We start from the raw sequence: 25,883 nt of genomic DNA, 5'->3' as shown, positions 1-25,883 counted from the left end.
CGCTGGAGATTGGGCTTGGGCGATGGGGCTGGGTGCTGGGGCTGGGTGCTGGGGCTAGGAGAAGACCGTGATGAAGCGCTCGTGCCAGCCTGTCGCGCCATCGGGATCCGTCCGGGAGAGCTCCTCGGTCTGAAGCTCGCCCGTGGCACTGGTCGCGCGGCACCGGATGAGATGGTCGCCCACGGTGGCCGTCCACGGCATGCTCCACTGCACCCAGGTGTCGCCGGAGATCGCGGTCGCGAGGGTGGCGGGCTGCCACGCGCCCTCGTCGATCTGCACCTCCACACCGGACACGCCGACGTGCTGCTGCCAGGCGACGCCCGCGATGACGGACTCGCCCGCCTTCACGCCCTGCTGCTTCTTGGGCACATCGATGCGCGACTGCAGCTTGATCGGCCCGCGCTCGGACCAGCCTCGGGTCGTCCAGTAGCCGGTCGCCTTGTCGAAACGGGTGACCTCGAGCTCGGTGACCCACTTCGTCGCCGAGACATAGCCGTACAGGCCGGGAACGACCATCCGCACCGGGAAACCATGCTCGGCCGGCAGCGGCTCGCCATTCATGCCGACGGCGAGGATCGCGTTGCGCGCGTCGGTCAGCGCCTCGATCGGTGAGCTCGCGGTGAAGCCGTCGATGGACTTCGACAGCACCATGTCGGCGTCGGCGGTCGGCGCCGCGCGGGCCAGAAGCTCGCGGATCGGATAGCCGAGCCAGAGGGCGTTGCCGATCAGGTCGCCGCCGACGTTGTTCGAGACGCAGGCGAGGGTGGTGAAGCTCTCTTCGAGCGGCAGCGCGAGGAGCTCGTCCCACGTGATCGTCACCTCGTTCTGGACCAGACCGTGGATGCGCAGGCTCCAGTCTGCCGGGGCGATCTGCGGCACGATGAGCGCCGTGTCGATCCGGTAGAACTGCGCGTTCGGAGTCACGACCGGCGCCAGACCGCTGATGCCCAGCTCGGCGGTCGCGGGGATCGGCGGGGCCGTCACGGCCGGCGTCGGCAGGGTGAGGGCATCGCGCACGATCGTCACCGCCCGCGATCCGGCGCGGGCGAGCGACGAGCCGACGGTGGCGACCAGGCCCACCGCGGCGGTGCCGACGGTCCACAGGATGAAGGTCCGGCGCTCGAGCGCCGGCTCGCGGGGCGGCAGCGCGACGGGTGCGCCATCCGGGCCGGACGAGGTCGCCGCCGAGAGACGCGGCCGACCCGGCACCCGCGCGATCAGCAGGCTGAGCGCGACCGCAGCCATGATGCCCGCGACCAGCGAGGGAACCCAGTCGAACGGGCCCGCGTTCGCGCGGGTCACCGCGGCGAGCACGCCGACTCCGCCGAACGCGATCATGATCGCCAGGCCGAACGGCGGCCGCTTCAGCTCGACCAGCCCGGCGGCGGCCGCAGCGGCGACGAGGACGATGCCGATGCCGATCAGCAGAGCCAGCTTGTCGTTCGTGCCGAACAGCGCGATCGCGGTCTCTTTCGCCCACGCCGGAGCCAGGTCGATCAGCGCCGATCCGATCGCCGCGAACGGACTCGCCCCGGGCGCGATGATCGCCGCGGTCAGCTCGCCCAGCCCGGCGCCGAGCACCGCTGCGGCCACTCCGGCCCCAGCCGCCGACCATCGACCCTTCGCCGTGTCTGCCACGGGACGAGCCTACGTCGGCCGCCTGTGCCGGAGGCGCGCGGGATGTGGCGAATCGAGACGTCCCGGGGCCGGTTCCTGGGCGCAGCAGAGTGCGAAACATGCGGGCAACATGCCCCGGACTAGAGTCGTCGCATGGGTGATCTCTTCGACGGCTACGGCTCCACGTTGGCGCCTCGCAAGACGGCATCCGGCATCCCTGCGTTCGACGAGATGTTCGGTGCGCCGGCCTCTCCGGGAGAGGCTGCACAGTCCCGCGACGCCTACCGCGAGCTCTATCAGGCACTGGCGCAGATGACCCAGGATGAGCTGCGCGGGCGCACCGAGTCGCTGGCGAGCTCGTACCTCGCCCAGGGTGTGACGTTCGACTTCGCCGGTGAGGAGCGGCCGTTTCCGCTGGATGCCGTGCCGCGGGTGATCGAGTTCGACGAGTGGTCGCACGTCGAGTCCGGGGTCAAGCAGCGGGTGCGCGCTCTGGAGGCCTTCCTCGATGACGCCTACGGCCGCCAGCACTGCGTGCGCGACGGTGTCCTGCCGGCGGGACTGATCGCCTCGTCGCAGTACTTCTACCGGCAGGCGGCCGGCATCCACAGCGCCAACGGCGTCCGCATCCAGGTGTCGGGCATCGACCTCATCCGCGACGAGCACGGCGAGATGCGGGTGCTCGAGGACAACGTCCGTGTGCCGAGCGGCGTCAGCTATGTCATCTCGAACCGCCGGGTGATGGCCCAGACGCTCCCCGAACTGTTCGTCTCGATGAGGGTGCGCCCGGTCGGCGACTACCCCAACAAGCTGCTCGCGGCGCTGCGGGCCTCGGCACCGGCCGGCATCGACGACCCGAACGTGGTCGTGCTGACACCCGGCGTCTACAACTCCGCGTACTTCGAGCACACGCTGCTGGCGCGCCTGATGGGCATCGAGCTCGTCGAGGGTCGCGACCTGCTCTGCGTCGGCGGCAAGGTGTTCATGCGCACGACGCGCGGCCCGCAGCGCGTCGATGTGATCTACCGTCGCGTCGACGATGAGTTCCTCGATCCGCTGCAGTTCCGCGCCGACTCGATGCTCGGTGCGCCCGGGCTCATGCTCGCCGCTCGGCTGGGCAACGTGACGATCGCGAACGCGGTCGGCAACGGGGTCGCCGACGACAAGCTGCTGTACACATACGTGCCCGACCTCATCCGCTACTACCTGGCGGAGGAGCCGATCCTCAAGAATGTCGACACGTGGCGGCTCGAAGATCCGGGCGCGCTCGAAGAGGTGCTCGACCGCCTGCCCGAGCTCGTGATCAAGCCCGTCGACGGATCGGGCGGCAAGGGCCTCGTGGTGGGCCCGGACGCCTCGCCGGCCGAGCTCGAAGCGCTGCGCCAGCGCCTGCTCGCCGACCCGCGCGGGTGGATCGCGCAGCCGGTCGTCATGCTCTCAACCATCCCGACACTCGTCGAGGACGGCATGCGGCCGCGCCACGCCGACCTGCGCCCGTTCGCCGTGAACGACGGCGAGGAGGTCTGGGTGCTGCCCGGCGGCCTCACCCGCGTCGCCCTTCCGGAGGGCCAGCTCGTGGTCAACTCCAGTCAGGGCGGCGGGTCGAAGGACACCTGGATCGTCGGCGGCTCGGCCCCCTCGCACGTCGAATACGGGCAGGGCAGCGGACTCGCGGGCCTCGTCGCCGACCAGGCGGCGACCGTCACCGCCGCGATCCCGATCATCTACGACGGCCAGCCCGCACCGGCCCACTCGCCGCAGGACCGCCCCCGCTCGCGCATCGAACAGCAGGAGCAGCAACAGCAGTCGCAGCATTCGCACCGCGTTTCGTCCGGCTCCGCTCGCTCGACCACCGAAGTGCCGACCGCCCCCGGTGCGTCGTGTTGAGTCGCATCGCCGCCCTTCGATACGCGCGCTGCGCGCGCTACTCAGGAACCGCCGCGGAGAAGGGTCTCCCGTCGTGTTGAGTCGCATCGCCGAAAGCCTGTTCTGGATCGGGCGCTACATCGAGCGTGCCGATGGAACGGCGCGCATCCTCGACGTGCACCTCCAACTGCTGCTCGAGGACCCCTGGATCGACGAGGACACCGCGTGCCGGTCGCTTCTGCTGGTCATGGGGTCCCAGCCGCCCGCGCCCGGCGAGATCGTCCGGCGTGATGACGTGCTCGCCAAGCTCGCCGTCGACCGGGGGAATCCGGCATCCATCGCCTACGCACTCACAGCGGCACGCGAGAACGCCCGTCGGGCACGCGAGATCGTCTCGACGGAACTCTGGGAAACGCTCAACACGACCAATTCCCGGATGCCGCGCCGCCTGCAGACCGACAAGGTGCACGGCTTCTTCCAGTGGGTGCGGGAGCGCTCGGCGCTCGCGGTCGGCATCGTCGATTCGTCGACCAGCCGTGACGAGGCGTGGCAGTTCTTCACCCTCGGCCGCAGCATCGAGCGCGCCGACATGACCGCGCGGCTGCTCGCGACACGTTCGCTCACCGAGGCATCCGGCCCATCGTGGACGACGATCCTGCGCTCGTGCGGCGCGTACGAGGCCTATCTGCGCACGTATCGCGGGATGCCCAGCGCCAAGAACGCCGCGGAGTTCCTGCTGCTGGACCGACTGTTCCCGCGCTCGATCATCTACTCGATCTCCCGCGCGGAGGACTGCATGAGCGCGATCGATCCGCGCGCCGACCGCGTCGGCCACTCCAACACGGTGCTGCGAGCGCTCGGGCAGATCCGCAACGATCTCGAGTACCGACCGGTCAGCGAGATCCTGGGGGAGCTGCCGGAGCACATGGAGCGCGTCCAGAAGGTGACGCGTGAGGCATCCGAGGCGATCAAGGCCCGCTTCTTCCCGACGCAGGCGGAACCCAGCTGGATCGGAGAGATCTCGTGATGGTTCGACACGCTCACCGACCGCTGAGGCGACAACCGTGAAACCGCGGGAGCAGAGATCGTGAAAAGACTCCGCATCGAGCACACCACAGGCTTCTCTTACGAGGGCGATGTCTCGGCGTCCTACAACGAGGCCAGGATGCTGCCGAACTCGACCGACAGCCAGTTCGTGCTGAGCTCGTCGCTCGAGATCGAGCCGTCGACGTCGGTCAACCAGTATGTCGACTACTTCGGCACCCGGGTGGCCGCATTCGACGTGCTGTCACCGCACGCCTCGCTGACGATCTCGGCGCGCTCGCTCGTCGAGGTGCGACCGCGCCCGATGACGCACCCCGACATCTCGTGGGACCAGCTGAACGCCGAGGCCGCCCGGTCGATCGCCACTGTCGAGCAGATGGGACAGAGCGCGCGCACCAAGCCGCATCCCGAGGTCGCCGAGATCGCCCGGTCGATCGCCGCGCAGCACGAAAGTCCCGGTGCGGCGGCGCAGGGGATCTCGATGGCGATCGGCAACGCCGTCGAGTACATGCACGGCATCACCGGCGTGCACTCCACCGCGGCCGAGGCGTGGGACGCGCGCAAGGGCGTCTGCCAGGACATCGCGCACATCACCCTCGGCGCGCTCCGCGAGGTCGGCATCCCGGCCCGCTACGTCTCGGGCTACCTGCACCCGCGACCGGATGCCGATGTCGGCGTTCCCGTCACGGGCGAGTCGCATGCCTGGGTCGAGTGGTTCGCGGGCGACTGGCAGGGTTTCGACCCGACCAACAACATCGACATCGGCGACCGTCACGTGCTCGTCGGCCGCGGCCGCGACTACAACGATGTGCCCCCGCTGCGCGGTGTGTACGCGGGCCCGTCCAAGTCCCAGCTGCACGTGAAGGTGACGATCACGCGCGAGGCGTAGCCGGTCGCGGCACCCCCGCGCCGAGTGCACGGCTTCGCGCCGCGCCCAGCCCGTGCAGTCGAAGTCAGGTCGTGCACTCGGGATGCCGTGGTCGCCGCAGGCGGAGGAAGGGCGCGCCCGGCCTGGCGGCCGGACGCGCCCAGGGCGATCAGAGCGTCACGCGGCGATGCGTGCCTTGTCGTACGTGTCGGAGCCGAATCCGAGAATCAGGTAGCCGATGAAGGAGAACAGCCACAGCAGGAAGATCGAGAAGCCGGCTCCCTTGCCGAAGCCCTTGCCGACGCGCAGCGACACGATGATGTGGAAGATGAGGTTGACGATCGGGATCAGGTACAGCAGTCCCAGCCAGGCCGAGAATCCGGCGATCTTGACGAGGATGAAGAGGTTCACGATCGGGATGATGGCAAGCCAGCCCGGGTAGCCCGCCTTGGTGAAGACCTTCCAGAGGGCGACGACGGTGATGATGTAGACGATGAGGCCGATGATGCCGTACGTGGTCTGGAGGGCGGTGACGTCAGCTTGCTGAGTGATTGATGTGAAAGGGGTCATGTCGCTTAGCATAGGGGTCTGCGAGTTCTCTGTGCGTCAGGCCCGTCATGCGCGGTGAGGGCGGCGAAGCGGATGCTGCGGCATCCGCGATCGCCTCGCACATGGCAACCGCCTCCGAGCTCATCTCGGCCGTGACCGCGCGGCAGCCTCGGTCGAAGTCATCGTGCCGCGCCCCGAAGCGCCCGCAGCGCTGCTGGTCCCTGCCGCTACGGACGCGCGACAGGGGCGCTCGCGCGCTTGGCGACCGGGGTCTGGGGCGCGGTTCTGCCGCTGGGGCGTGAAACCTGCGCCCCGAGGGAGGGATTGCGCCCCGCGCGGTCGGGAGCGTCCGGCAGGCGGATCGGGGCCGTCGAGGCGAGCTCCGCCGAGAACTCTGCGGGCGCCGGGGCGATGACCCGCAGGGGCAGTGTCTCGTCGATCGTCAGGCGGAATCTCCGCGACTCGTCGCGCTTCACGCGCCCGGAGGCGAGCAGCCAGATCGATCCGATCGCGAAGGCGACCAGCGCGGCAGCGGCGCCCACGAGGATCGCCATGCGCGGCCCGAACTCAGCGGCGACCCAGCCCACGATCGGCGCGCCGATCGGGGTGCCGCCCATCAGGATCGCCATGTACAGCGCGAGCACGCGCCCGCGCAGGGCGGGGTCGGTCGTGGTCTGCACATAGCCGTTCGCGGTCGTGAGCATGGTGACCACGGCGAAGCCGGTGAACATGAGTGTCGCGGCATATGCCCAGTAGCCGGGCATGATCGACGAGACCCCGGCCGCTACGGCGAACAGCAGCGTGCCTCCGACCACCACCCGAAGTCGCGCCCGGTCGCGCCGTGCGGCCAGCAGCGCTCCTGCCAGCGAACCGATCGCGAGGATCGAGCTCAGCAGGCCGAACCCGTCGGCATCCCGCCCGAACTCGAGGGCCATCGTCGATGCGAAGATCGGGAAGTTCATGCCGAACGCGCCGACCAGGAACACCATCGCGAAGATCACGATCAGGTCGGGGCGCCGGCCGACGTACCGGAATCCGTCGGCGAGGCGCGAGGCGCCGGCGGTGTGCACGCGCGGCACGAGCTCGTGGGGCCGGATGAGCACGAGCGCGACGATCATGCCGAGGAACGTGACCGCGTTCACCAGGAAGACCCAGCCGGTGCCGACCGCGACGATGAGCACGCCGGCGACCGCGGGACCGATCATGCGGGCTCCGTTGAAGGATGCCGCGTTCAAGGCGACGGCGTTCGAGGCGTTCTCGCGGGTGACGACGTCGGAGACGAAAGCCTGCCGCGCGGGGTTGTCGAACGCCGTGACGACCCCGAGCGCGAGCGCGAAGCCGTACATGATCGGCAGGGTCATCATGCCCGTGAGGATCATGACGCCGAGCGCGACGGCGAGCAGCAGCAGGATGCCCTGCGTCACCATCAGCAGCTTGCGGCGATCGAAGCGGTCGGCCACCCAGCCGGTCACGCCGACCAGCAGGAGCTGCGGTGCGAACTGCAGCGCCATCGTGGCGCCCATCGCGGCGGCGTCGTTGTCGGTGAGCTCGGTGAGCACCACCCAGTTCTGCGCGGTCGCCTGCATCCAGGCCCCGATGTTCGACACGAGCGCGCCGGTGAACCAGACGCGGTAGTTGAACACTGAGAACGAACGGAACATGGCCGGGGCGCCCCGACCGGAAGCTCGGCCCGACGCGCCGGCGGCGCGTGAAGGGGACGAGGGGATCATCGGGCAACCATCCGCTGCATGATCGCGGCGGCCTTCGTGAGGACCTCGCGTTCGTCGGGCTCGATCTCGGCGAGGGCCTCCTCGACCCAGGCGTCGCGGCGGCGCGCGGTCTCGTCCACGACAGCCCGACCTTCGTCGGTGAGGTCGATGACGACCTTACGGCCGTCGCGCTCGTCCGCGCTGCGCGTGATGTACCCGGCATCCTGCAGGCAGTTCACCGTGCGGTTCATCGCCGGGGCCGAGACGCGCTCGCGGTCGGCGAGAGCGGTGAGGGTGTGCGGGCCGTGGATGAACAGGCCCGCGAGGACGGCGAACTGGCCGTCACTCATCGAGTCGACGGCGCGGTGCGTGCGCATGCGACGGGCGAGCCGGAACGTGGCGATACGCAGATCGGATGCCTCGCGCGAAAGGTCGTGGGGGGATGCTGCGTTCTCGGTCATTGATACTTAGCATAGTTCATTATCCTTGCTAAGGATATTCAGGGTCTTCAGCCGGCTCTTCTCGCGAAGCATCCGTCGGGTCGAGGGAACCTATACTCGGCCCCATGCCCGAGTTCATCGATGCACACGGCATCGCGATCGTCTACGACGTCCACCCCGCCCAGGCCGCTGCGCGAGGTGTGGTGCAGCTGGCCCATGGCGTCGGGGAGCACGCCGGGCGCTATGTCGCCCTGATCGACGCCCTCACCGCCGCCGGATACTCCGTGTACGCCGACGATCATCGCGGCCACGGCCGCACCGGGCTCAAGCAGCACGGCGATGATCCGACCAAGCTCGGAAAGCTCGGACCGGGCGGACTTCCGGCGACGCTCGCGGCGGTGTGGCAGTTCACCGAGCTCATCCGCGGCGAGAACCCGGGTCTGCCCCTGATCCTGCTCGGTCACTCGTGGGGATCATTCCTCGCCCAGATGCTGGTCAACGACCACCCCGACGCCTACGACGCGGTGATCCTGAGCGGTTCGGCCCTGCGCTGGCCGGGCTCGCTCAACTCAGGAGACCTCAACGGCCCGTGGAAGCACAAGGACGCGATGGGGACCGAGTGGCTCTCGACCGACCTTTCGGTCGGCCAGGCATTCCTCGACGATCCGCTCACGACGTCGACGCCGCTGCTCACGCTCTTCGGGCCGGTCGATGCCGCCCGGCTGATGGGCAAGCCGAAGAAGAACCTCGGCCGCGACATCCCGACCCTGCTCATGGTGGGTCGTGAAGACACGGTGGGCGGCCCGATCAGCGTGCACAAGCTTGCCGATGCCTACCGCACCCGCTCCGGCTTCACTGACGTGACGACATTCGTGTATCCCGGCATGCGCCACGAGATCTTCCACGAGATCGGGCAGGACAAGGTGCGCGCCGATCTCCTCGCCTGGCTCGACGCGCGCTTTCCCGCTCGCGACTGAGGGCGGGCCGGCGCGCATAGGCTGAGTCCCATGCACGGTGAATACAAGGTGCCCGGAGGAAAGCTGGTCGTCGTCGACCTCGAGGAGCGCGACGGCAGGATCGCCGAGTTCCGCCTCGCCGGAGACTTCTTCCTCGAGCCCGACAGCGCTCTCGAGGACATCGATGCCGCCGTCAACGGCCTGCCGATCGAATCGGATGCCGTTGCCATCGCGACGGCCGTGCGAGCGGCCCTGCCCGAGGGCGCGCAGCTGCTCGGCTTCACGCCCGAGGCGGTCGGCACGGCCGTGCGGCGCGCGCTGGTCACCGCCCCCGGCTGGCGCGATTTCGACTGGGAGATCGTGCACGAGAGGCCCGTCTCGCCGAGGATGAACCTGGCGCTCGATGAAGTGCTCACCACCCGGGTCGGGGATGGGCTGCGCCGCCCGACGCTGCGGCTGTGGGAGTGGAACGAATCGGCGGTCGTGATCGGCTCGTTCCAGTCGTATCGCAACGAGGTCGATCCCGAGGGAGCGGCCCGGCACGGTTACGACGTCGTCCGCCGTATCTCGGGTGGTGGCGCCATGATGATGGGCGCGAACTCGATCGTCACGTATTCGCTGTATGTGCCGGCATCCCTCGTCGCCGGAATGACCTTCGCCGACTCGTACGCCTTCCTCGATGAATGGGTGCTGCAGGCGCTGCGCTCGCTCGGCATCGAGGCGACCTACCAGCCCCTCAACGACATCGCCTCGCCGCAGGGCAAGATCGGCGGTGCCGCCCAGAAGCGGCTGGCGAACGGGGGAGTGCTGCACCATGCGACCCTCAGCTACGACATGGACGGTCAGGTGATGACCGAGGTGCTGCGCATCGGGCGCGAGAAGCTCAGCGACAAGGGCACCGTCTCGGCAGCCAAACGCGTGGATCCGCTGCGGCGTCAGACCGGGCTGCCGCGCGAGGCCATCATCGAGCGCTTCATCGACACGTTCGCGAGGCTCTACGGCGCCGTGCCGGGCACCATCAGCGACGACGAGTACGCCGACGCCGAGGCTCTGGTCGAGTCCAAGTTCGCGACGCAGCCGTGGCTGCACCGGGTTCCGTGAGCGATCCGGGGCCTGGGGAACGAGGCTCGGTCACGATCTACCACGGCGACAACCTCGCGGTGGCCGCCGGGTTCGCCGACGGGTCGTTCACCCTGATCTACCTGGACCCGCCGTTCAACACGGGCCGCGTGCAGGGCAGAGCGCTCGAGACCGCCCAGTACCGCCCCGCCGCGGACGCAACGCAGGAAGAATCGGCTGCCGCGGGGCTGCTGCCGTCTCAGAAAGCAGAATCCGCACCAGAGGTCCTGCGTTCCGCACCCGAAGAGACCGGCGCGGTGGTCCGACGCGGCTTCCACGGCCGCGAGTATGAGCGGCTGCGAGGCGACCTGCGCACGTACGACGACCGGTTCGACGACTACTGGGGCTTCCTCGAGCCCCGGCTCATCCAGGCGTGGCGGCTGCTCGCCGACGACGGCACGCTGTACCTGCACCTCGACTACCGCGAGGCGCACTACGCGAAGGTGCTCATGGATGCGCTCTTCGGCCGCCAATGCTTCCTCAACGAGCTCATCTGGGCCTACGACTACGGCGCGAAGACGCGCAAGCGCTGGCCGACCAAGCACGACACGATCCTCGTGTACGTCAAGAACCCCGCTGCGTACTGGTTCGATTCCGAGACGGTCGACCGCGAGCCCTACATGGCGCCGGGCTTGGTCACCGCCGAGAAGGCTGCGCGCGGCAAGCTTCCCACCGACGTGTGGTGGCACACGATCGTGCCCACAACCGGACGCGAGAAGACGGGCTATCCGACGCAGAAGCCCGAGGGGGTGCTGCGGCGCATCGTCGCGGCATCCAGCCGCCCGGGTGACCGGGTGCTCGACCTGTTCGCAGGCAGCGGCACAACCGGAGCGGTCGCCTCGGCGCTCGGGCGCGACGCCGTTCTGGTCGACACCAACCCCGAGGCGATCGCCGTGATGCAGGAACGGATGCCTTACGCCCGCGTGGTCGTCTGAAGGCCGGCGGCCTCGCCGTCAGGCCGCGAGTGCGCTCCACCTCGTGAGGTCCTGCGCCGCGATGCCTGACGCGACGCTGATGACTCCGCTGACCCGACCCGGGGCGATGGTCACGAACGAGTCGGGATGCTGCGTCACGGGGTGCTGCCGTTGTTCGCGGGCGCGGTGGTCAGGGCCTCGAACAGTGCCTCGACCGTGGCCGCCATATCGACGCTCGGATCGAGCATCCACTGGATCTGCAGTCCATCGGCGACGGCCTGGAACACGCGTGCCAGCGTGGCCGCATCGACGCGGTCGGTGAGCTCACCCGCTGCCTGTTGCTGGGCCAGCGCGGTCTGGAAGACCCGCCGGATATTGTCGTTGCGCTCGATGAAGTACTTGTGGGCGGGGTGCTCGGGATCGGCGGCATCGACCGAGAGCCGTGAGAACAGCTGCACCAATCCGGGCACATCGCTGTTGTGGCGGATGATTCCCACGTAGGCGGAACGAAGGTCGACGGCATCGGTGCCGGCGGGCGGCACCGGGCCGTAGTGGACCACATCGATCTCGTCACGCTTGCGGAGGATCTCGGTGAAGAGCTCTTCCTTGCTGTCGAAGTAGTGCAGCAGTCCCGCCTGGCTGAGCCCGACAGCCTCGGCGAGTTCCTTTATCGAGGCGCCGCGGTAGCCCTCGCGGGCGATCACCTCGAGGGCGCGCTCGAGGATCTCTTCGCGCTTGGCCACGCCCTTGGCGTAGGAACCTCGCTGTGCCATGCCTCCAGACTAAACCGAACGGCACTTGATTTTGAAAACCTAGTGTCGTAAGGTTTCTATGGGCTCGATGCAGAGCCGTCCCGAAGATCGAGGATCGCCATGACACTGCCGTCTGATTCGTACATCCCGTCGTCCGCACCCGAGACCGACCTCTCCTCGCCCCTGACGGAGAACAGTTTCGTCGCCACCGCCGCCGGAAACGACGACCCGCCTCCCCCCATCAAGGGCGTGCGCCGGCTTCTGGGCTGGATCGTCCCCGCCAACCTCGGCATCTTCCTGGTCTGGGGAGCAGTTCCGGCCATCCTGCTCCCGCAGCAGATCACCGTGCAGTTCGGAGAAGCCGACAAGGTCGCCAACCTCGCGATCGTCGCCACGATCGGCGCGTTCTTGGCGATGGTCGCCCAGCCGGTCGCCGGTCAGATCTCCGACCGCACGCGCACCCGATTCGGCCGCCGCGCGCCCTGGATCGTCATCGGCTCTCTCGCCGGTGCGCTGTCGCTGGTAGGTCTCGCGTTCGCGAACACCCTCGTCGGCGTGGCGATCGCCTGGTCGCTCGTGCAGATCTCCTACAACTTCGCGCAGGGTCCGCTGAGCGCGGTCATGCCCGACCGAGTTCCCGTCTCCCGCCGTGGCACCTTCGCGGCACTGTCGGGTATCGGCCTCATGGTGGGGGCGATCGGCGGCCAGGTGATCGGGTCGCTGTTCTTCAACAGCATCGCAGCGGGCTATGTGACCTTCGCGGTGATCTCGGTCGTCGTGCTGGCTCTGTTCGTGATCTTCAACCCCGACTACCCGAGCACGGAGCTGCCCCGCGAGCCCTTCAGCTTCCCCGACTTCCTTCGTACCTTCTGGGTCAATCCGATCAAGTACCCCGACTTCTTCTGGGCCTTCACCGGTCGCCTGCTGCTCTACACGGGCTACTTCGCGATCACCGGGTACCAGCTGTTCATCCTCACCGACTACCTGAAGGTCGAGTCCCCGCAGGCTGTCATCCCGGTCGTCGGATTGATCACCCTCGCCGGCATCCTCATCGCGACGGTCGTCTCGGGGCCGCTGTCCGACAAGATCGGCCGTCGCAAGCCCTTCGTCTTCGGCTCCTCCGTCGCCATGGGCCTTGCGATGCTGCTGCCGTGGATCTCACCGACCTTGGAGGCGTGGATGATCATGAGCTTCATCGCCGGACTCGGCTTCGGCATGTTCCAAGCCGTGGACACCGCGCTGATGAGTGAAGTGCTGCCCTCTGCCAAGTCGTTCGCGAAGGACCTCGGCGTCGTGAACATCGCCGCGACGCTGCCGCAGACGCTTGCTCCCGCCGTGGCGGGTGCGATCGTGCTCGCGTTCGGCTTCGCCGGTCTGTTCCCGGTCGGCATCGTGCTGAGCATTCTCGGTGCGTTCGCGGTCTGGCCGATCAAGGCAACCCGCTGATGGTGTGGCAGCGCACGCTCATCAACGCGCACCGGTGGTTCCTCCACCGCCGAGAGCGCGCTGGCGCGGGCTCCTGAACCCACCGACCCCGACTTCTCCTCCCGAACACACGCACGAAACTGGAGCGCACATGACCGACACCACGCAGACCCTGCCCCCGAGCACCGCCGAAAACATCGCCGAACTGACCCTCGAAGAAAAGGCATCGCTCACCAGCGGCGGCAGCTTCTGGACGACCAAGGCGGTCGAACGCGTGGGCATTCCGGCGATCATGCTCACCGACGGCCCGCACGGTCTGCGCAAGCAGGCGGGCTCGGCCGACCACCTGGGTCTCGCCGAGAGCGTCCCCGCGACGTGCTTCCCGCCGGCGGTCGGTCTGGGTGCGTCGTGGGATGCCGAGCTCGCCGAGCGCGTCGGTGAGGCGCTCGGAGTCGAGTCGGCGATCGAGAACGTCGCTGTGCTGCTCGGCCCCGGCATCAACATCAAGCGCTCGCCGCTGTGCGGGCGCAACTTCGAGTATCTCTCCGAAGACCCGATCGTCTCGGGCGTGCTCGGCGCCGGCCTGGTGCGCGGCATCCAGTCGAAGGGTGTGGGTGCCTCGCTCAAGCACTTCGCGGCGAACAATCAGGAGAACGACCGCATGCGCGCGTCGAGCGACGTCGACGAGCGGCCGCTGCGCGAGATCTACCTGCGCGGATTCCAGCGGGCCGTGCAGGACGCGCAGCCGTGGACGGTCATGTGCTCGTACAACCGCATCAACGGCGTCTACGCATCGGAGGACCCGTGGCTGCTGACGCGTGTGCTGCGCGACGAATGGGGCTTCGAGGGACTCGTCGTCTCGGACTGGGGCGCCGTCAACGAACGTGTGCCCTCGCTCGCCGCCGGCATGGACCTGGAGATGCCGACCTCGAACGGCCACACCGACGCGCAGCTCGTCGCCGCCGTCCGGGACGGTTCGCTCGATGAGAGCGTGCTCGACGTCGCCGCCGGGCGTGTGCTCGACCTCGTGCGCAAGTCGCAGGCGGGTGCCGGGTCGATCACGGGCCCGCTCGACGCGGATGCACACCACGCACTGGCGCGCGAGGCGGCGGGGCGCGGCATCGTGCTGCTGAAGAACGACGGCGACCTGCTGCCGCTGAGCCCGGCCGCCTCGGTTGCGGTGATCGGCGCGTTCGCCGAGAAGCCGCGATACCAGGGCGCCGGGTCGTCGAAGATCAACCCGACCCGGCTCGACAACGCGCTCGATGAGATCAGCGGCTACGCGGGCCACGACAACACGTTCTTCGCCCAGGGGTACACCGTGAGCCCGCGCGACACCGCCGACGCGAACGAGCTGCGCGCCGCCGCCGTCGAGCTCGCCGGGTCCAAGGACGTCGCGGTGCTGTTCCTGGGACTGCCCGAGGCGGCCGAGTCCGAAGGTTACGACCGCGAGCACATCGACCTGCCCGCCGACCAGCTCGCGCTGCTCGACGCTGTGCTCGCGGCGAACCCGAACACGGTCGTCGTGCTCTCGAACGGCGGCGTCGTCGCGCTGCCGTTCGCGGACCGCGTGCCCGCGATCCTCGAGGCGTGGCTGCTCGGCCAGGCCGGGGGCGGCGCGACTGCTGACGTGCTCTACGGCGCGGTCAACCCTTCCGCGAAGCTCACCGAGACGATCCCGCTGCGGCTTCAGGACACCCCGTCCTTCCTCGACTTCGGGGGGATGGACGGCCACGTGCGCTATGGCGAGGGCCTTTTCGTCGGCTACCGCTGGTATGACGCGCGCGACATCGAGGTCGCATACCCCTTCGGGCATGGACTCTCGTACACGACGTTCGCGTACGGGGATGCCGCGGCATCCGTTGACGCGAACGGCGACATCGACGTGTGCCTGACGGTGACCAACACCGGCACCCGCGATGGCCGCGAGGTCGTGCAGGTGTACACCTCGCTGGCCGATTCGACCGTGCGGCGGCCGGTGCGCGAGCTCAAGGCGTTCGCTTCAGTCGCCCTCGCCGCGGGCCAGAGCCGCGAGATCGTGCTCACCGTCCGTCGCGAAGACCTCGCGTACTGGCATGTCGCCGCGCAGCGGTGGGTCGTCGAGGGTGGCTCGTATCTGGTCGAAGTCGCGGCCTCGAGCCGTGACCTCCGCTCGTCGGCTTCGGTCACGGTCGAGGGCGACGCGGTATCGCTGCCGCTCACGCGGGAGTCCTCGCTCGGCGAGGTGTTCGCCCACCCGGTCGCCGGCCCGATCGTGCAGGCTGCCCTGACGCAGATGATGAGCACGATGGACGGCGCGGCCTCGATCATGCCCGAGGGTGTGGACATGATGAGGATGATGAACTCGTTCCCGATCGGCCGCATCGGCATGATGGCGGGCGAGGACTTCTCACCGGAGATGATCGACCAGCTGCTGGCGATGGCGAACGCGCCGCAGTCGTAGCGCCCGCGGCTCAGGAGGTCGCGCGTGCGATGCGGGTCAGCTGACGCTTGGGGTCAGGACTCCAGGAATCCGAGCAGCGCCTCGTTGACCTCGTCGGCGTGGGTCCACAGCATCCCGTGCGGCGCCCCATCGATCTCGACGTAGGTCGCATCGGGCAACAGGTCCTTGAACCGGCGCGCGGTCGCCTCGATGGGCAGGATGTGATCCGCCGTGCCGTGCACGATGAGAGCAGGGACGTCGATCTTCTCGATATCTGCGCGGAAGTCGGTCGGCCAGGTCAGCGGTGCGGCGGCGATCGCGTCGTTGCCGGCGCTGTTCGCCGTCTGCACGCTGGCGTCGAGCGCCTCCTGCGAGATGCGCGAGCCGAGGTTGTCGTCGAGGTTGTAGAAGTCCCTGAAGAAGCCGGTGAGGAACGCGTAGCGGTCCGCGCGCACCGATGCCGCGACGCCGTCGAAGAACTTCTGCGGGCTGGCTCCGTCGGGGTTGTCATCGGTCTTGAGCACGTATGGCTCGAGGGAGCCGAGGAAGACCGCCTTGGCCACTCGCTCGCTGCCGTAGCGCGTGAAGTACCGCGCGACCTCGCCCGTGCCCATCGAGAACCCCACGAGCACCACCTTCTCGAGATCGAGGGTGTGCATCAGGGCGCCGAGATCGTCGGTGAAGGTGTCGTAGTCCGACCCGCTGCGGGTCTTGCTCGACTGCCCGAACCCGCGACGGTCGTATGCGATCACCCGATAACCCGCGTCGAGCAGCACGGACTGCTGCTTACCCCAGGACTCCCCGTTGAGCGGGAAGCCGTGGATCAGCACGACCGCCTGACCCTTGCCCTGATCGGTGTAGAAGAGTCGGATGTCCGTCGAGTTCTCGGTGCCGACGGTGATGTAGGCCACCTTCGCTCCCTCCGTCCGAGGCTCGGATGCCCCGCACCTTACGAAGCTACGCGCGGTCGAATGCTACCCGCCAGGGGGTTGCGGCCCGCGCGTCGGGAGGTTATGGGTCCCGGCGGAGGCCGGCTCTGCGCCGTTCAGGGGGTGCGCCGTTCAGGGGGTGAGACGTGTGGTGTCGGCCCGGTGGATGTCCACAGAGGCCGAGATCTCATGATCCTGCTTCGCCTTCGATCGGGGCGTCGCGGATCTGATCGTCCCGCCATTCGTGGGCGGACTCTTCGCCGCGGTGGATGCGCTCCTCGCGCTGGCGGAGCTCGACACGGCGGATCTTGCCGGAGATGGTCTTGGGCAGGTCGAAGAACTCGATTCGCCGAATGCGCTGGTACGCCGAGAGATGGGTGCGGGCGTACAGCAGGATGTCGTGCGCGGTCTCGATCGTCGGCTCGACGCCCGCGGCCAGGACGACGTAGGCCTTGGGCACCGCGAGCCGCAGCTCGTCAGGGGCCGGGACGATGGCCGCCTCGACGACCGCGGGGTGCTCGACGAGGACGCTCTCGAGCTCGAAAGGGCTGATCTTGTAGTCGGAGGCCTTGAAGATGTCGTCGGTGCGACCGATGTAAGTGAGATAGCCGTCCTCGTCGCGCGCGGCGATGTCACCCGTGTGGAAGTAGCCGCCCGCGGATGCCTCGGCGTTGCGCTCCGGATCGGCGAGGTATCCGGTCATCAGGTTCGTCGGGTGCTGTGCCAGATCCACGCAGATCTCGCCCTCGTCGGACTGCTCTCCGGTGACCGGGTCGATGAGCACGATCGGGCAGCCGGGAAGCGGCCGGCCCATCGCGCCGTCTTTGATCGGCTGACCGGGGGAGTTCGCGATCACTGCGGTCATCTCGGTTTGACCGTACCCGTCGCGGATGGTGAGCCCCCAGTGGGTGCGCACTTGGGCGATGACCTCGGGGTTGAGCGGTTCGCCCGCCGAGACGGCCTCGCGCAGCCCACCGGGACCGGCGGAGAGGTCGGACTGGATCAGCATCCGCCAGACAGTGGGAGGTGCGCAGAACGAGGTGACCCCCTCGGCGCGGATGGTCTCCAGCATCCGATCGGCGTTGAACCGCGCGTAGTTGTACACGAAGATCGTCGCCTCTGCGATCCAGGGCGCGAAGAAGCAGCTCCACGCGTGCTTGGCCCACCCGGGCGAGCTGATCGCCAGATGAACATCGCCCGGACGCAGACCCAGCCAGTACATCGTCGTGAGGTGACCGACCGGGTAGGAGACGTGTGTGTGCTCCACGAGCTTCGGGCGACTGGTCGTGCCGGAGGTGAAATAGTGCAGCAGCGGGTCGGTCGCGAGCGTGCCGGGGTGCGGCATCCGATCGGCAGGAGTGCGGAACGCCTCGTCGTAATCGGCCCATCCCTGTGGGCCGTCCCCGACGCGGACGCCGGACACCTGCTGCGGCAGGAGGGTGAACTTGTCGACATGATCCCCGGCTGCGATCACGTGCGCGACCGAGCCGCGCTCGAGGCGGTCCTGCAGGTCGTCGCTGCCGATCGCCAGCGTCGTGGGCAGGATGATCGCACCGATCTTGGTGAGCGCGAGCATCGACTCCCAGAGCTCGACCTGATTGCCGAGCATCAGCAGGACTGCGTCCCCCTTTTGGACTCCTCGCGCCCGCAGCCAGTGCCCGAGCTGGTCAGAGCGCGTCGCCATCTCGTCGAACGTCCGCGTCACGCGCTGACCGCCTTCCTCGACGATCACCAGGGCGGGCGCGTGATTTCCGCGCGCGATGTCGTCGAACCAGTCGATCGCCCAGTTGAACGCGCCGTCGATCTGCGGCCACGCGAACTCCGAGAGCGCTCGCGGGTAGTCCTCGCGAAGCTCGTCAAGCTGATCGCGCGCGGCGCGGAAACGTTCGGCAGCAGGGCTGATCGACATGGTCATTCCTCATCGTTGAAGAGTAGGCGGATGGTGTTTCGGAGCTCGCCGCTCCCGTGGCCGGGATAGCGCCTTCGGCTGATCTTCCACGGTGCTGTGATGCTACGCCCAATCTCATCGCGCAGACGTCATGACAACCTGGCCGTGACCAACCTGCACCAGCCCGGAGAACCACCCGCTGCCGGCGATCTCGCCGCTGGTTTCCGCGCCCGTAGACTCTGCCCCGTGAGTGGTGCCGTGACGAGGGTCGTCCTCGCGCCCGACGGCTTCAAGGGGTCGATCGCCGCGGCCGACGTGGCCGCGGCACTCGCCGACGGGTGGCGCACGGTCGATCCCTCGGTCGAGATCCTCGCCCGAGGGATGGCCGACGGCGGAGAGGGCACGCTCGAAGCGTTCGCCGCGGCGATCCCGGACAGCACTCGCATGCCGGTGACCGTGACGGGTCCGCACGGACGCCCGGTCGCGGCATCCTGGCTGCTCCTCCCCGCCACCGCGGAAGCCCCGGACGGCACGGCGGTCGTCGAACTCGCGTCCACGTCGGGCATCGAACTGCTCGGGTCAGGAGTGCTCCCGCTCGACGCGCACACGGTCGGGTTCGGCGAGGCGATCGCGGCCGCCCTCGATCACGGGGTTCTTGAGAAGCCTGTCTCGCGACTCGTGCTCGGCATCGGCAGCAGCTCTTCGACCGATGGCGGCACGGGCATGCTGACCGCGCTCGGCGCCAGATTCACGGATGCCGCCGGCACCACGATCCCGCTCGGCGCCCGCGGCCTCGACACCGTGGCGGCGGCAGACCTGTCGGCGCTTCGCCCCCTGCCCGCGAAAGGCGTGCTCGTGCTCAGCGACGTGACGAACCCCTTGCTCGGCACCTTCGGCTCGGCGGCTGTCTTCGGACCGCAGAAGGGCCTGGGCGAGGCCGCAGTCCTCCGCGCGGATGCCGGCCTGGCCCGGCTCGCGCGGCTGCTGCCCGCCGATCCTCGGACTCCTGGAGCCGGGGCTGCCGGAGGAGTGGGCTTCGGGCTGCTCTCCTGGGGGGCGCGGATCGTCCCGGGGGCTGCCGAGGTCGCGGAGCTCGTCGACCTTCGCGGAGCGTTGGCGGCGGCATCCGTCGTGGTGACGGGTGAGGGCTCGTTCGACGGGCAGTCCGCCGCGGGCAAAGCCCCCACCCACGTCGCCGCGCTCGCCGCCGAGGCGGCGGTGCCGGTCGCGCTGGTCGCGGGGCGAATTGCCCCGGATGCCGACACCTCGGCGTTCGCGGCATCCGTCTCGCTCACCGAACTGGCCGGCAGCGGTGAGGCCGCGATCGCCGACCCGGCGCGGTGGCTGCGCGAGGCAGGCGCCGCGCTCGCCCGCACCCTCGCTTGACGGACTCCGTCGCTTATGCCTCGAGGGCCGCGTCCACGACCGCGCGGGCTTCCTCCTGCACTTCGCGCAGGTGCTCCTCGCCGCGCAGCGACTCGGCGTACAGCTTGTACACGTCCTCGGTGCCGGACGGGCGCGCGGCGAACCACGCGTGCTCGGTCACGACCTTCACGCCGCCGATCGCGGCCCCGTTGCCGGGTGCGTGCGACAGCTTCGCGATGATCGGCTCGCCGGCCAGTTCGGTCGCGGTGACGGCTTCGGGCGCGAGCTTGGCCAGCTGCGCCTTCTGCGCCGGCGTCGCGGGCGCGTCGACGCGCCGGTAGGCCGACGAGCCGAAGGTCTCCTCGAGCTCGGCGTAACGCTGCGAGGGTGTCTTGCCGGTCACCGCGAGGATCTCGGCGGCGAGCAGGCACAGCAGGATGCCGTCCTTGTCGGTCGTCCACACGGTGCCGTCGAACCGCAGGAACGAGGCTCCGGCCGACTCCTCGCCGCCGAACGCGACCGAGCCGTCCAGCAGTCCGGGAACGAACCACTTGAATCCGACCGGCACCTCGAGCAGCGTCCGGCCGAGCGATTCCGCGACCCGGTCGATGATCATCGACGACACCAGGGTCTTGCCGACCGCCGAGTCCGCCGGCCATCCCGGACGGTGCGCGTACAGGTAGTCGATCGCCACCGCGAGGTAGTGGTTGGGGTTCATCAGCCCGGCGTCGGGGGTGACGATGCCGTGGCGGTCGGCATCCGCGTCGTTTCCGGTGAGGATGTCGTAGTCGTGCCGCTTCGCGACCAGCGACGCCATGGCGTTCGGGGACGACGGATCCATGCGGATCTTCTCGTCCCAGTCCAGCGTCATGAAGCGCCAGGTCGGGTCGACGTCGGGGTTGACGACCGTGAGGTCGAGCCCGTAGTGCTCGCCGATCAGGTCCCAGTACTCGACCGAGGCGCCGCCGAGCGGATCGGCTCCGATGCGCACACCCGCTTTCTTGATCGCAGCGATGTCGATGATGTTCTCGAGGTCGCGCACGTACGCCTCTCGGAAGTCGTACTCGCCGAGCCCGTCGCCGTCGAGGTCTTTGAACGGAGTGCGACGCACTCCCTCCAGACCGCCGGCGATCAGCTCGTTCGCGCGGTCCGCTATCCAGCCGGTCGCGTCGGTGTCAGCGGGCCCCCCGTTCGGCGGGTTGTACTTGAAGCCGCCGTCGCGCGGGGGATTGTGCGACGGGGTCACGACGATGCCGTCGGAGCGGCCCGGGTCATCCAGCGTCCGGCCGCGATTGTAGGCGAGGATCGCGTGGCTGAGCGCCGGTGTCGGCACCCACGCGTCGCGGGCGTCGACGCGCACGTCGATGCCGTTCGCCACGAGCACCTCGATCGCGCTGCGCTCGGCCGGCAGCGACAGACCGTGTGTGTCGCGCCCCAGGAACAGCGGACCGGCGATGCCCTGGGCGTTGCGATAGTCCACGATCGCCTGGGTGGTGGCGAGGATGTGGTCCTCGTTGAAGCTCGTGCTCAGCGACGACCCGCGATGCCCGCTCGTGCCGAAGGCGACCCGCTGCTCGGGGACCCCGGCATCCGGCTTGCGGTCGTAATAGGCGTTGATCAGCTCGTCGATGTCGATCAGATCGGATGCTTCAGCTGGCTGTCCCGCGCGGCTCATGGTCCCAGTCTGCCCCTTGCTGGGCTTCGTCGGCATCTGCACTGCACACGTTCGACTCGATGCCCGCGCCGCCCCGGCGCACAACTCCTGCACTTTTTCCCGCCCGGGGGTCCTCTCGCCTCGGATCCGGCGCATGCGCGCACAGATTGCAGGAGTTGTGCGCCGGACCGCGTTGCCACAACGGTGATCGGCGCCACGGATGCGAGGCGGAGCACCGAACGTGGCGGTGGCTAGGCTATCCGGGTGACCACAGCTGACGCCCCTCGCCGCACCTACAGCTACCTGGGCCCGGCCGGCACATTCACGGAGGCGGCGCTCGCGCAGGTTCCTGAGGCGCGCAACCAGGCCTGGCAGTCGGTGCGCAACGTCGGCGAGGCCCTCGCAGACGTGGTCGAAGGCCGGTCGGATGCCGCGATGATCGCGATCGAGAACTCGATCGACGGTGGGGTCTCGACCGCGCAGGACGCCCTGGCCACGATGCCGGGCCTGCGCATCGTGGGCGAATACCTCGTCCCGGTCGACTTCGTGCTCGTCGCCCGTCCCGGCACGAAACTCGAAGCTGTCTCGCTCATCGCCGCCCACCCGGTCGCCTATGCGCAATGCCTGCAGTGGCTCACCACGACTCTGCCTGCCCACGCGCACATCCCCGCATCGAGCAATGTCGCCAGCGCCGTGGGACTGCTCGACGGCACGAGCGATGCGGATGCCGCGATCGCCCCGCCGGGCATCCTCGAGCATCACGACCTCGACCTGCTCGCCGAGAAGATCGGCGACAACCCCAACGCGGTCACCCGGTTCGTGCTCGTCGCCCGCACGACCGCGCCGCCCGCGCCGACCGGCGCCGACAAGACCTCGCTCATCGCCGAGCTGCCCGATGACCACCCTGGCGCACTGCTCGAGATGCTGGAGCAGTTCGCCACGCGCGGCATCAACCTCTCACTGCTCGCTTCCCGGCCGATCGGCGATTCGCTCGGCCGGTACCGGTTCGTCATCGACGCCGACGGGCACATCGAGGACGAGCGCATGGCCGATGCCCTGCTGGGCCTGCGCCGGTTCAGCCCGAAGGTGATCTTCCTCGGCTCCTATCCGCGCGCCGACCGGGCGATCGTGCATTACCCCGACCGGTACTCCGACGACGTGTTCGTCGAGGCGCGCGACTGGCTGCGCGGGCTCGTCAGCGGCGAGCCGGAGGTCTGAGCGGCATGCCGATCGGAAGCTCCCCATTCGTGTTCGAGCCGTCGAACGACGTGCACGTTCGCGCGATCGCGCGGCTCGAGTCCGAGCAGATCGCGTGGATCGGCACCACTGGCCGCGACGGATACCCTCACGTCGTGCCTGTCTGGTTCTTGTGGCACGATGGCCGCGCGCTCGTCCTCAGCGAGCCGAACACCGTCAAGGTGCGCAACCTGCGCGCTGACCCCCGCGTCGCCCTGCACCTCGAGGCGGGCGCCGACCACGAGCAGCTGACCGTGCTGCGCGGTACGGCGCAGCTGTCACCGCGGCCGACGGCCGACTGGCTCGACGACATCGGCGCAGAGTACGCGCGCAAGTACCGCGGCGGTCTCGCGGGCCTCAAGCTCACCCTTCCCGAGATGGCCGCGCGCTATAGCGTGTTCATCGAGATCACGCCGCTGCAGCTGATCGCCTGGTAGGTCCGCCGAGCATGGCTCAGGGCCTGGAACGGGCTCAGGCCGCGAGCAGCTCGAGCGTCTGCACGCGCGCGAGCGCAGCATCCATCGGCTCGCCGTCGAATGCCCCCGCGACCGGCGAGATCATGACCTCGTCGACTGCGTATCGCGACGCGAACTCGGTCAGCTGTGCACGCACCTCGTTGCCGGTGCCGACCAGCCAGCGGCTGCGCGCCGCAGCCATGACCGACTCGGTCTGCACGTCGGCCTCGACGGCGAGCGCCGCCCGTGCCTGCTCGACGGTCTCGAGCGCGACGAGCGCCTTGCCGGTGCGCAGCCGCGCCATCATGCGCAGCTGCGGCAGCGCGCGGGCCTCTGCTTCTTCGGCGGTGGGCGCGGCAACGGCGTTGATCGTCAGGAACGTCTGCGGCTCAGGGTGAGCCTCCGAGGCGCGGTAGCCGCCGCGGTACAGCTCGAGCGCGCGATCGAGTCCCTCGCCCGAGAAGTGATTGGCGAACACGTAGGGAAGACCGAGGGATGCCGCGAGCCGCGCTGAATAGTCGCTCGAGCCGAGCAGCCACACTTCGGGAGCGCCTTCGGCGGCCGGTGTCGCGTGCACGTCGTACGTTCCGCCGCTCGTGTACCGCACGGTCGCCCCTTCGGGCGAGACGAGCGAGAGGATGTCGCGGACGTGCTCGGGGAACCGCTCCACGTCGGAGGTGGTGCCCGACATCCGCAGCAGCTGCGTGATCACCGGGTCGCTGCCCGGAGCACGTCCGATGCCCAGGTCGATGCGCCCGGGCGCGAGCGCCTCGAGGGCGGCGAACTGCTCGGCGACGACGAGCGGCGAGTGGTTCGGCAGCATCACGCCACCCGATCCCACGCGGATCCGCTCGCTGCGCGCGGCGGCCGCGGCGACCAGCACCGGCGGGGTCGTCGATGCGACCGAGGGCATGTTGTGATGCTCGGCGAACCAATAGCGGCGGTAGCCCAGCTCGTCGGCGCGCGCCACGAGCGCGAGCGACGAAGCAACCGCCTGGGCGCTGGTCTGCCCGGTGCGCACCGGCACGAGGTCGAGGACGGACAGGGCGGGCGCAGAAGTTGACATCCACAGAGCCAACCGCGCTGGCCGTCGGGTCTATTCCCCACCGCTGCTGTCAACAGACCGGGACGGATCCGCTCGGGCCGACGTGCTCCGCATCTGCGCGTACGCGGCCAGCGCGCGTTTGCGGGTCTCGCCCAGGTCGACGATCGCATCGGTCGCCTCGCCGCCGGAGTGCTCCGGCACCCAGTCGCGGATGTACTCCGAGCGGGGGTCGAACTTCGCGGCCTGCAGCTCGGGGTTGAACACCCGGAAGTAGGGCGCGGCATCGGCCCCAGACCCGGCGATCCACTGCCAGTTGAACGGATTCGAGGCGCCGTCGGCGTCGACCAGGGTGTCCCAGAACCACTGCTCACCGTGCCGCCAGTCGATCAGCAGATTCTTGACGAGAAAGGATGCCGCAACCATGCGCACCCGGTTGTGCATGATCCCCGTGTGCCAGAGCTCGCGCATTCCGGCATCCACGAGCGGCACCCCGGTGCGGCCGTGCTGCCACGCTTCGAGCTGGGTGGGCTGGAGCGGCGGCCATGGGAACGCATCGAACTCGGGCCGCAGATTCTGCGTCGCGAGGTCGGGGAAGTGGAACAGCGTGTGCGTCGCGAACTCGCGCCACCCGATCTCGGAGAGGAACCTCCCGGCCGAGGCGGCATGGGCGCCCGCGCCGCGGGCATCGGCGGTCTCGTTCCACACCGTGTACGGGCTGATCTCTCCCCAGCGCAGATGCGGCGACAGCCGCGAGGTCGACCCGGTCGCCGGCTCGTCGCGCGAGCGGTCGTACGAGCCGAGGTCCTCGGCCAGGAAGTCCCGCAGCCGGGCGCGGGCGGCCGGCTCGCCGGGCTCCCACGTCTCGCGCAGACCTCCCGCCCAATCCGGAGCGGTGGGCAGCAGCATCCACTCGTCGAGCGCGTCGCTCGCCGGCGACCGGTCCGGCGCCGGAACCGTGCGCGGCTCCGGCATCGGCGCCCGCGGCGCGGGCATGGACTGACATGCGCGCCAGAAGGGCGTGAACACCGAATACGGTGTGCCGCCGACCGTGCGCACGGTCCACGGCTCGAACAGGACGGATGCCGCGAACGACTCGACGGTCCGGCCGTCGCCGCGCAGCCCGTCCTTGAGGTCGGCATCCACCGCCCGCTCGGCTCCGCCGTAACGCCGGTTCCAGAAGACCGCTCCGGCGCCGGTCTCCGTCACGACCTCTCGCACGACCCGGCCGGCGGGGCCGCGACGCAGCACGAGGCGGCCGCCACGCTCAGCCAATCGCTCGCCGAGGGAGGTCAGCGAGCCGTGCAGCCACCACTTCGCCGCGCGGCCGAGCGGACGGATGCCGACCGAATCCTCGTCGAGCACGTACAGCGCGATGATCGGCTCGCCCCGGTCGATCGCGACTCTCAGGGCGGGGTTGTCCGCGAGCCGGAGGTCGTCGCGGAACCATACGACCGAGGGCTGGCTCACCCTCGGATCGTAACCGCGCCGACGCGGTTACGATCCCGTCGGGGTCGACATGCGTCGGGCCGACCCCGCGCACGAGTGCCTCGCGACGGTAGTGTGGGCGCGTTCATGCGATCGGCAGCGGGGCAGGGAGGTGTTCGTGGGCGATTCGCGACGGATTCGGGCG

21 protein-coding genes are annotated in these 25,883 nt (G+C 69.1%); 11 read left to right on the top strand and 10 right to left on the bottom strand.

Annotation, left to right across the window (positions count from 1 at the left end):
* Nucleotides 1-54 precede the first annotated feature (54 nt).
* Nucleotides 55-1,638, bottom strand: a complete 1,584-nt coding sequence (locus QZV84_RS02540; RefSeq protein WP_292824820.1) for a molybdopterin-dependent oxidoreductase — start codon at nucleotides 1,636-1,638, stop codon at nucleotides 55-57.
* Between the two features lie 132 nt (nucleotides 1,639-1,770).
* Between QZV84_RS02540 and QZV84_RS02535 the strand changes: the two genes are divergently transcribed.
* The 3 genes from QZV84_RS02535 (at nucleotide 1,771) to QZV84_RS02525 (ending at nucleotide 5,416) form a co-directional block, all read left to right on the top strand.
* The gene (locus tag QZV84_RS02535) at nucleotides 1,771-3,504 is read left to right on the top strand and encodes a circularly permuted type 2 ATP-grasp protein (protein ID WP_292824817.1); all 1,734 of its coding nucleotides are present in this window, start codon (nucleotides 1,771-1,773) and stop codon (nucleotides 3,502-3,504) included.
* A 73-nt stretch (nucleotides 3,505-3,577) separates the two neighbouring features.
* A complete protein-coding gene (locus tag QZV84_RS02530) occupies nucleotides 3,578-4,510 on the top strand; it encodes an alpha-E domain-containing protein (protein WP_292824814.1) in 933 nt (310 codons plus the stop codon).
* Between the two features lie 60 nt (nucleotides 4,511-4,570).
* Nucleotides 4,571-5,416 carry a transglutaminase family protein gene (locus tag QZV84_RS02525; RefSeq protein WP_292824811.1) on the top strand — a complete coding sequence of 282 codons (846 nt, stop codon included), beginning with the start codon at nucleotides 4,571-4,573 and terminating at the stop codon, nucleotides 5,414-5,416.
* Nucleotides 5,417-5,572: 156 nt separating this feature from the next.
* Here the strand turns inward: QZV84_RS02525 and QZV84_RS02520 are convergent, their stop codons facing one another.
* The 3 genes from QZV84_RS02520 to QZV84_RS02510 all read right to left on the bottom strand — a co-directional run bounded on the left by QZV84_RS02520 (nucleotide 5,573) and on the right by QZV84_RS02510 (nucleotide 8,114).
* Nucleotides 5,573-5,965, bottom strand: a complete 393-nt coding sequence (locus tag QZV84_RS02520; RefSeq protein ID WP_292824808.1) for a DUF5684 domain-containing protein — start codon at nucleotides 5,963-5,965, stop codon at nucleotides 5,573-5,575.
* Nucleotides 5,966-6,171: 206 nt separating this feature from the next.
* Entirely contained in the window at nucleotides 6,172-7,605 is a 1,434-nt protein-coding gene (locus QZV84_RS02515; protein WP_292824805.1) for an MFS transporter, read from the bottom strand.
* 65 nt (nucleotides 7,606-7,670) lie between these two features.
* Complete coding sequence (locus QZV84_RS02510) at nucleotides 7,671-8,114, bottom strand: MarR family transcriptional regulator (RefSeq protein WP_292824802.1); 444 nt, start codon at nucleotides 8,112-8,114, stop codon at nucleotides 7,671-7,673.
* 104 nt (nucleotides 8,115-8,218) lie between these two features.
* Here QZV84_RS02510 and QZV84_RS02505 point away from each other — a divergent pair, with 104 nt between their 5' ends.
* The 3 genes from QZV84_RS02505 to QZV84_RS02495 are packed head-to-tail and all read left to right on the top strand — an operon-like array spanning nucleotide 8,219 to nucleotide 11,103.
* Entirely contained in the window at nucleotides 8,219-9,070 is an 852-nt protein-coding gene (locus QZV84_RS02505) for an alpha/beta hydrolase (protein ID WP_292824799.1), read from the top strand.
* Nucleotides 9,071-9,100: 30 nt separating this feature from the next.
* The gene (locus tag QZV84_RS02500) at nucleotides 9,101-10,150 is read left to right on the top strand and encodes a biotin/lipoate A/B protein ligase family protein (RefSeq protein WP_292824796.1); all 1,050 of its coding nucleotides are present in this window, start codon (nucleotides 9,101-9,103) and stop codon (nucleotides 10,148-10,150) included.
* Nucleotides 10,147-11,103, top strand: a complete 957-nt coding sequence (locus QZV84_RS02495; RefSeq protein WP_292824792.1) for a site-specific DNA-methyltransferase — start codon at nucleotides 10,147-10,149, stop codon at nucleotides 11,101-11,103. The genes QZV84_RS02500 and QZV84_RS02495 overlap by 4 nt, the downstream gene beginning before the upstream one ends.
* 134 nt (nucleotides 11,104-11,237) lie before the next feature.
* Here QZV84_RS02495 and QZV84_RS02490 read toward each other — a convergent pair whose 3' ends face one another.
* Nucleotides 11,238-11,855: a TetR/AcrR family transcriptional regulator gene (locus QZV84_RS02490; RefSeq protein ID WP_292824789.1), complete on the bottom strand. Its 618-nt coding sequence runs from the start codon at nucleotides 11,853-11,855 to the stop codon at nucleotides 11,238-11,240.
* Between the two features lie 99 nt (nucleotides 11,856-11,954).
* Between QZV84_RS02490 and QZV84_RS02485 the strand changes: the two genes are divergently transcribed.
* Together QZV84_RS02485 and QZV84_RS02480 are read left to right on the top strand one after the other, a co-directional pair.
* Nucleotides 11,955-13,280, top strand: a complete 1,326-nt coding sequence (locus QZV84_RS02485; protein ID WP_292824786.1) for an MFS transporter — start codon at nucleotides 11,955-11,957, stop codon at nucleotides 13,278-13,280.
* Nucleotides 13,281-13,410: 130 nt separating this feature from the next.
* Entirely contained in the window at nucleotides 13,411-15,702 is a 2,292-nt protein-coding gene (locus tag QZV84_RS02480) for a glycoside hydrolase family 3 C-terminal domain-containing protein (protein WP_292824783.1), read from the top strand.
* 53 nt (nucleotides 15,703-15,755) lie between these two features.
* Here the strand turns inward: QZV84_RS02480 and QZV84_RS02475 are convergent, their stop codons facing one another.
* Together QZV84_RS02475 and QZV84_RS02470 are read right to left on the bottom strand one after the other, a co-directional pair.
* Nucleotides 15,756-16,592 (bottom strand): alpha/beta hydrolase, encoded by an 837-nt coding sequence (locus QZV84_RS02475; RefSeq protein ID WP_292824780.1) that lies wholly within the window; start codon nucleotides 16,590-16,592, stop codon nucleotides 15,756-15,758.
* Nucleotides 16,593-16,797: 205 nt separating this feature from the next.
* Nucleotides 16,798-18,525, bottom strand: coding sequence for an AMP-binding protein (locus tag QZV84_RS02470; RefSeq protein WP_292824777.1), 1,728 nt, complete (start codon nucleotides 18,523-18,525; stop codon nucleotides 16,798-16,800).
* A gap of 231 nt (nucleotides 18,526-18,756) precedes the next feature.
* Here QZV84_RS02470 and QZV84_RS02465 point away from each other — a divergent pair, with 231 nt between their 5' ends.
* Nucleotides 18,757-19,884 (top strand): glycerate kinase, encoded by a 1,128-nt coding sequence (locus QZV84_RS02465; protein ID WP_292824857.1) that lies wholly within the window; start codon nucleotides 18,757-18,759, stop codon nucleotides 19,882-19,884.
* Between the two features lie 13 nt (nucleotides 19,885-19,897).
* Here the strand turns inward: QZV84_RS02465 and pgm are convergent, their stop codons facing one another.
* On the bottom strand, nucleotides 19,898-21,538 hold the full coding sequence (gene pgm / locus QZV84_RS02460) for a phosphoglucomutase (alpha-D-glucose-1,6-bisphosphate-dependent) (protein ID WP_292824774.1): 1,641 nt from the start codon (nucleotides 21,536-21,538) through the stop codon (nucleotides 19,898-19,900).
* A 243-nt stretch (nucleotides 21,539-21,781) separates the two neighbouring features.
* Between pgm and pheA the strand changes: the two genes are divergently transcribed.
* On the top strand, nucleotides 21,782-22,735 hold the full coding sequence (gene pheA / locus QZV84_RS02455; RefSeq protein WP_292824772.1) for a prephenate dehydratase: 954 nt from the start codon (nucleotides 21,782-21,784) through the stop codon (nucleotides 22,733-22,735).
* Nucleotides 22,736-22,740: 5 nt separating this feature from the next.
* Complete coding sequence (locus tag QZV84_RS02450; RefSeq protein WP_292824769.1) at nucleotides 22,741-23,190, top strand: TIGR03618 family F420-dependent PPOX class oxidoreductase; 450 nt, start codon at nucleotides 22,741-22,743, stop codon at nucleotides 23,188-23,190.
* Nucleotides 23,191-23,224: 34 nt separating this feature from the next.
* On the opposite strand, the gene QZV84_RS02445 is transcribed toward QZV84_RS02450, so the two are convergent.
* Nucleotides 23,225-24,274 (bottom strand): LLM class flavin-dependent oxidoreductase, encoded by a 1,050-nt coding sequence (locus QZV84_RS02445; protein WP_292824766.1) that lies wholly within the window; start codon nucleotides 24,272-24,274, stop codon nucleotides 23,225-23,227.
* Nucleotides 24,275-24,304: 30 nt separating this feature from the next.
* Entirely contained in the window at nucleotides 24,305-25,720 is a 1,416-nt protein-coding gene (locus tag QZV84_RS02440; protein WP_292824763.1) for a deoxyribodipyrimidine photo-lyase, read from the bottom strand.
* Nucleotides 25,721-25,883: the final 163 nt, after the last annotated feature.

Source organism: Microbacterium sp., assembly GCF_011620715.1.
In the GTDB taxonomy this organism is placed as follows: Bacteria; Actinomycetota; Actinomycetes; order Actinomycetales; family Microbacteriaceae; genus Microbacterium.
The sequence above is the reverse complement of the archived record's forward strand: the minus strand, read 5'-3'. Positions and strand labels throughout refer to the sequence as shown.

Bases quoted from the DNA above. Each gene is read 5' to 3' on its own strand.
- QZV84_RS02515 (WP_292824805.1), bottom strand. From the start codon at position 7,605: ATGTTCCGTTCGTTCTCAGTGTTCAACTACCGCGTCTGGTTCACCGGC.
- QZV84_RS02490 (WP_292824789.1), bottom strand. From the start codon at position 11,855: ATGGCACAGCGAGGTTCCTACGCCAAGGGCGTGGCCAAGCGCGAAGAG.
- QZV84_RS02470 (WP_292824777.1), bottom strand. From the start codon at position 18,525: ATGACCATGTCGATCAGCCCTGCTGCCGAACGTTTCCGCGCCGCGCGC.
- pgm (WP_292824774.1), bottom strand. From the start codon at position 21,538: ATGAGCCGCGCGGGACAGCCAGCTGAAGCATCCGATCTGATCGACATC.
- QZV84_RS02480 (WP_292824783.1), top strand. From the start codon at position 13,411: ATGACCGACACCACGCAGACCCTGCCCCCGAGCACCGCCGAAAACATC.
- QZV84_RS02485 (WP_292824786.1), top strand. From the start codon at position 11,955: ATGACACTGCCGTCTGATTCGTACATCCCGTCGTCCGCACCCGAGACC.
- QZV84_RS02450 (WP_292824769.1), top strand. From the start codon at position 22,741: ATGCCGATCGGAAGCTCCCCATTCGTGTTCGAGCCGTCGAACGACGTG.
- QZV84_RS02535 (WP_292824817.1), top strand. From the start codon at position 1,771: ATGGGTGATCTCTTCGACGGCTACGGCTCCACGTTGGCGCCTCGCAAG.
- QZV84_RS02520 (WP_292824808.1), bottom strand. From the start codon at position 5,965: ATGACCCCTTTCACATCAATCACTCAGCAAGCTGACGTCACCGCCCTC.
- QZV84_RS02500 (WP_292824796.1), top strand. From the start codon at position 9,101: ATGCACGGTGAATACAAGGTGCCCGGAGGAAAGCTGGTCGTCGTCGAC.
- QZV84_RS02445 (WP_292824766.1), bottom strand. From the start codon at position 24,274: ATGTCAACTTCTGCGCCCGCCCTGTCCGTCCTCGACCTCGTGCCGGTG.
- QZV84_RS02505 (WP_292824799.1), top strand. From the start codon at position 8,219: ATGCCCGAGTTCATCGATGCACACGGCATCGCGATCGTCTACGACGTC.
- QZV84_RS02510 (WP_292824802.1), bottom strand. From the start codon at position 8,114: ATGACCGAGAACGCAGCATCCCCCCACGACCTTTCGCGCGAGGCATCC.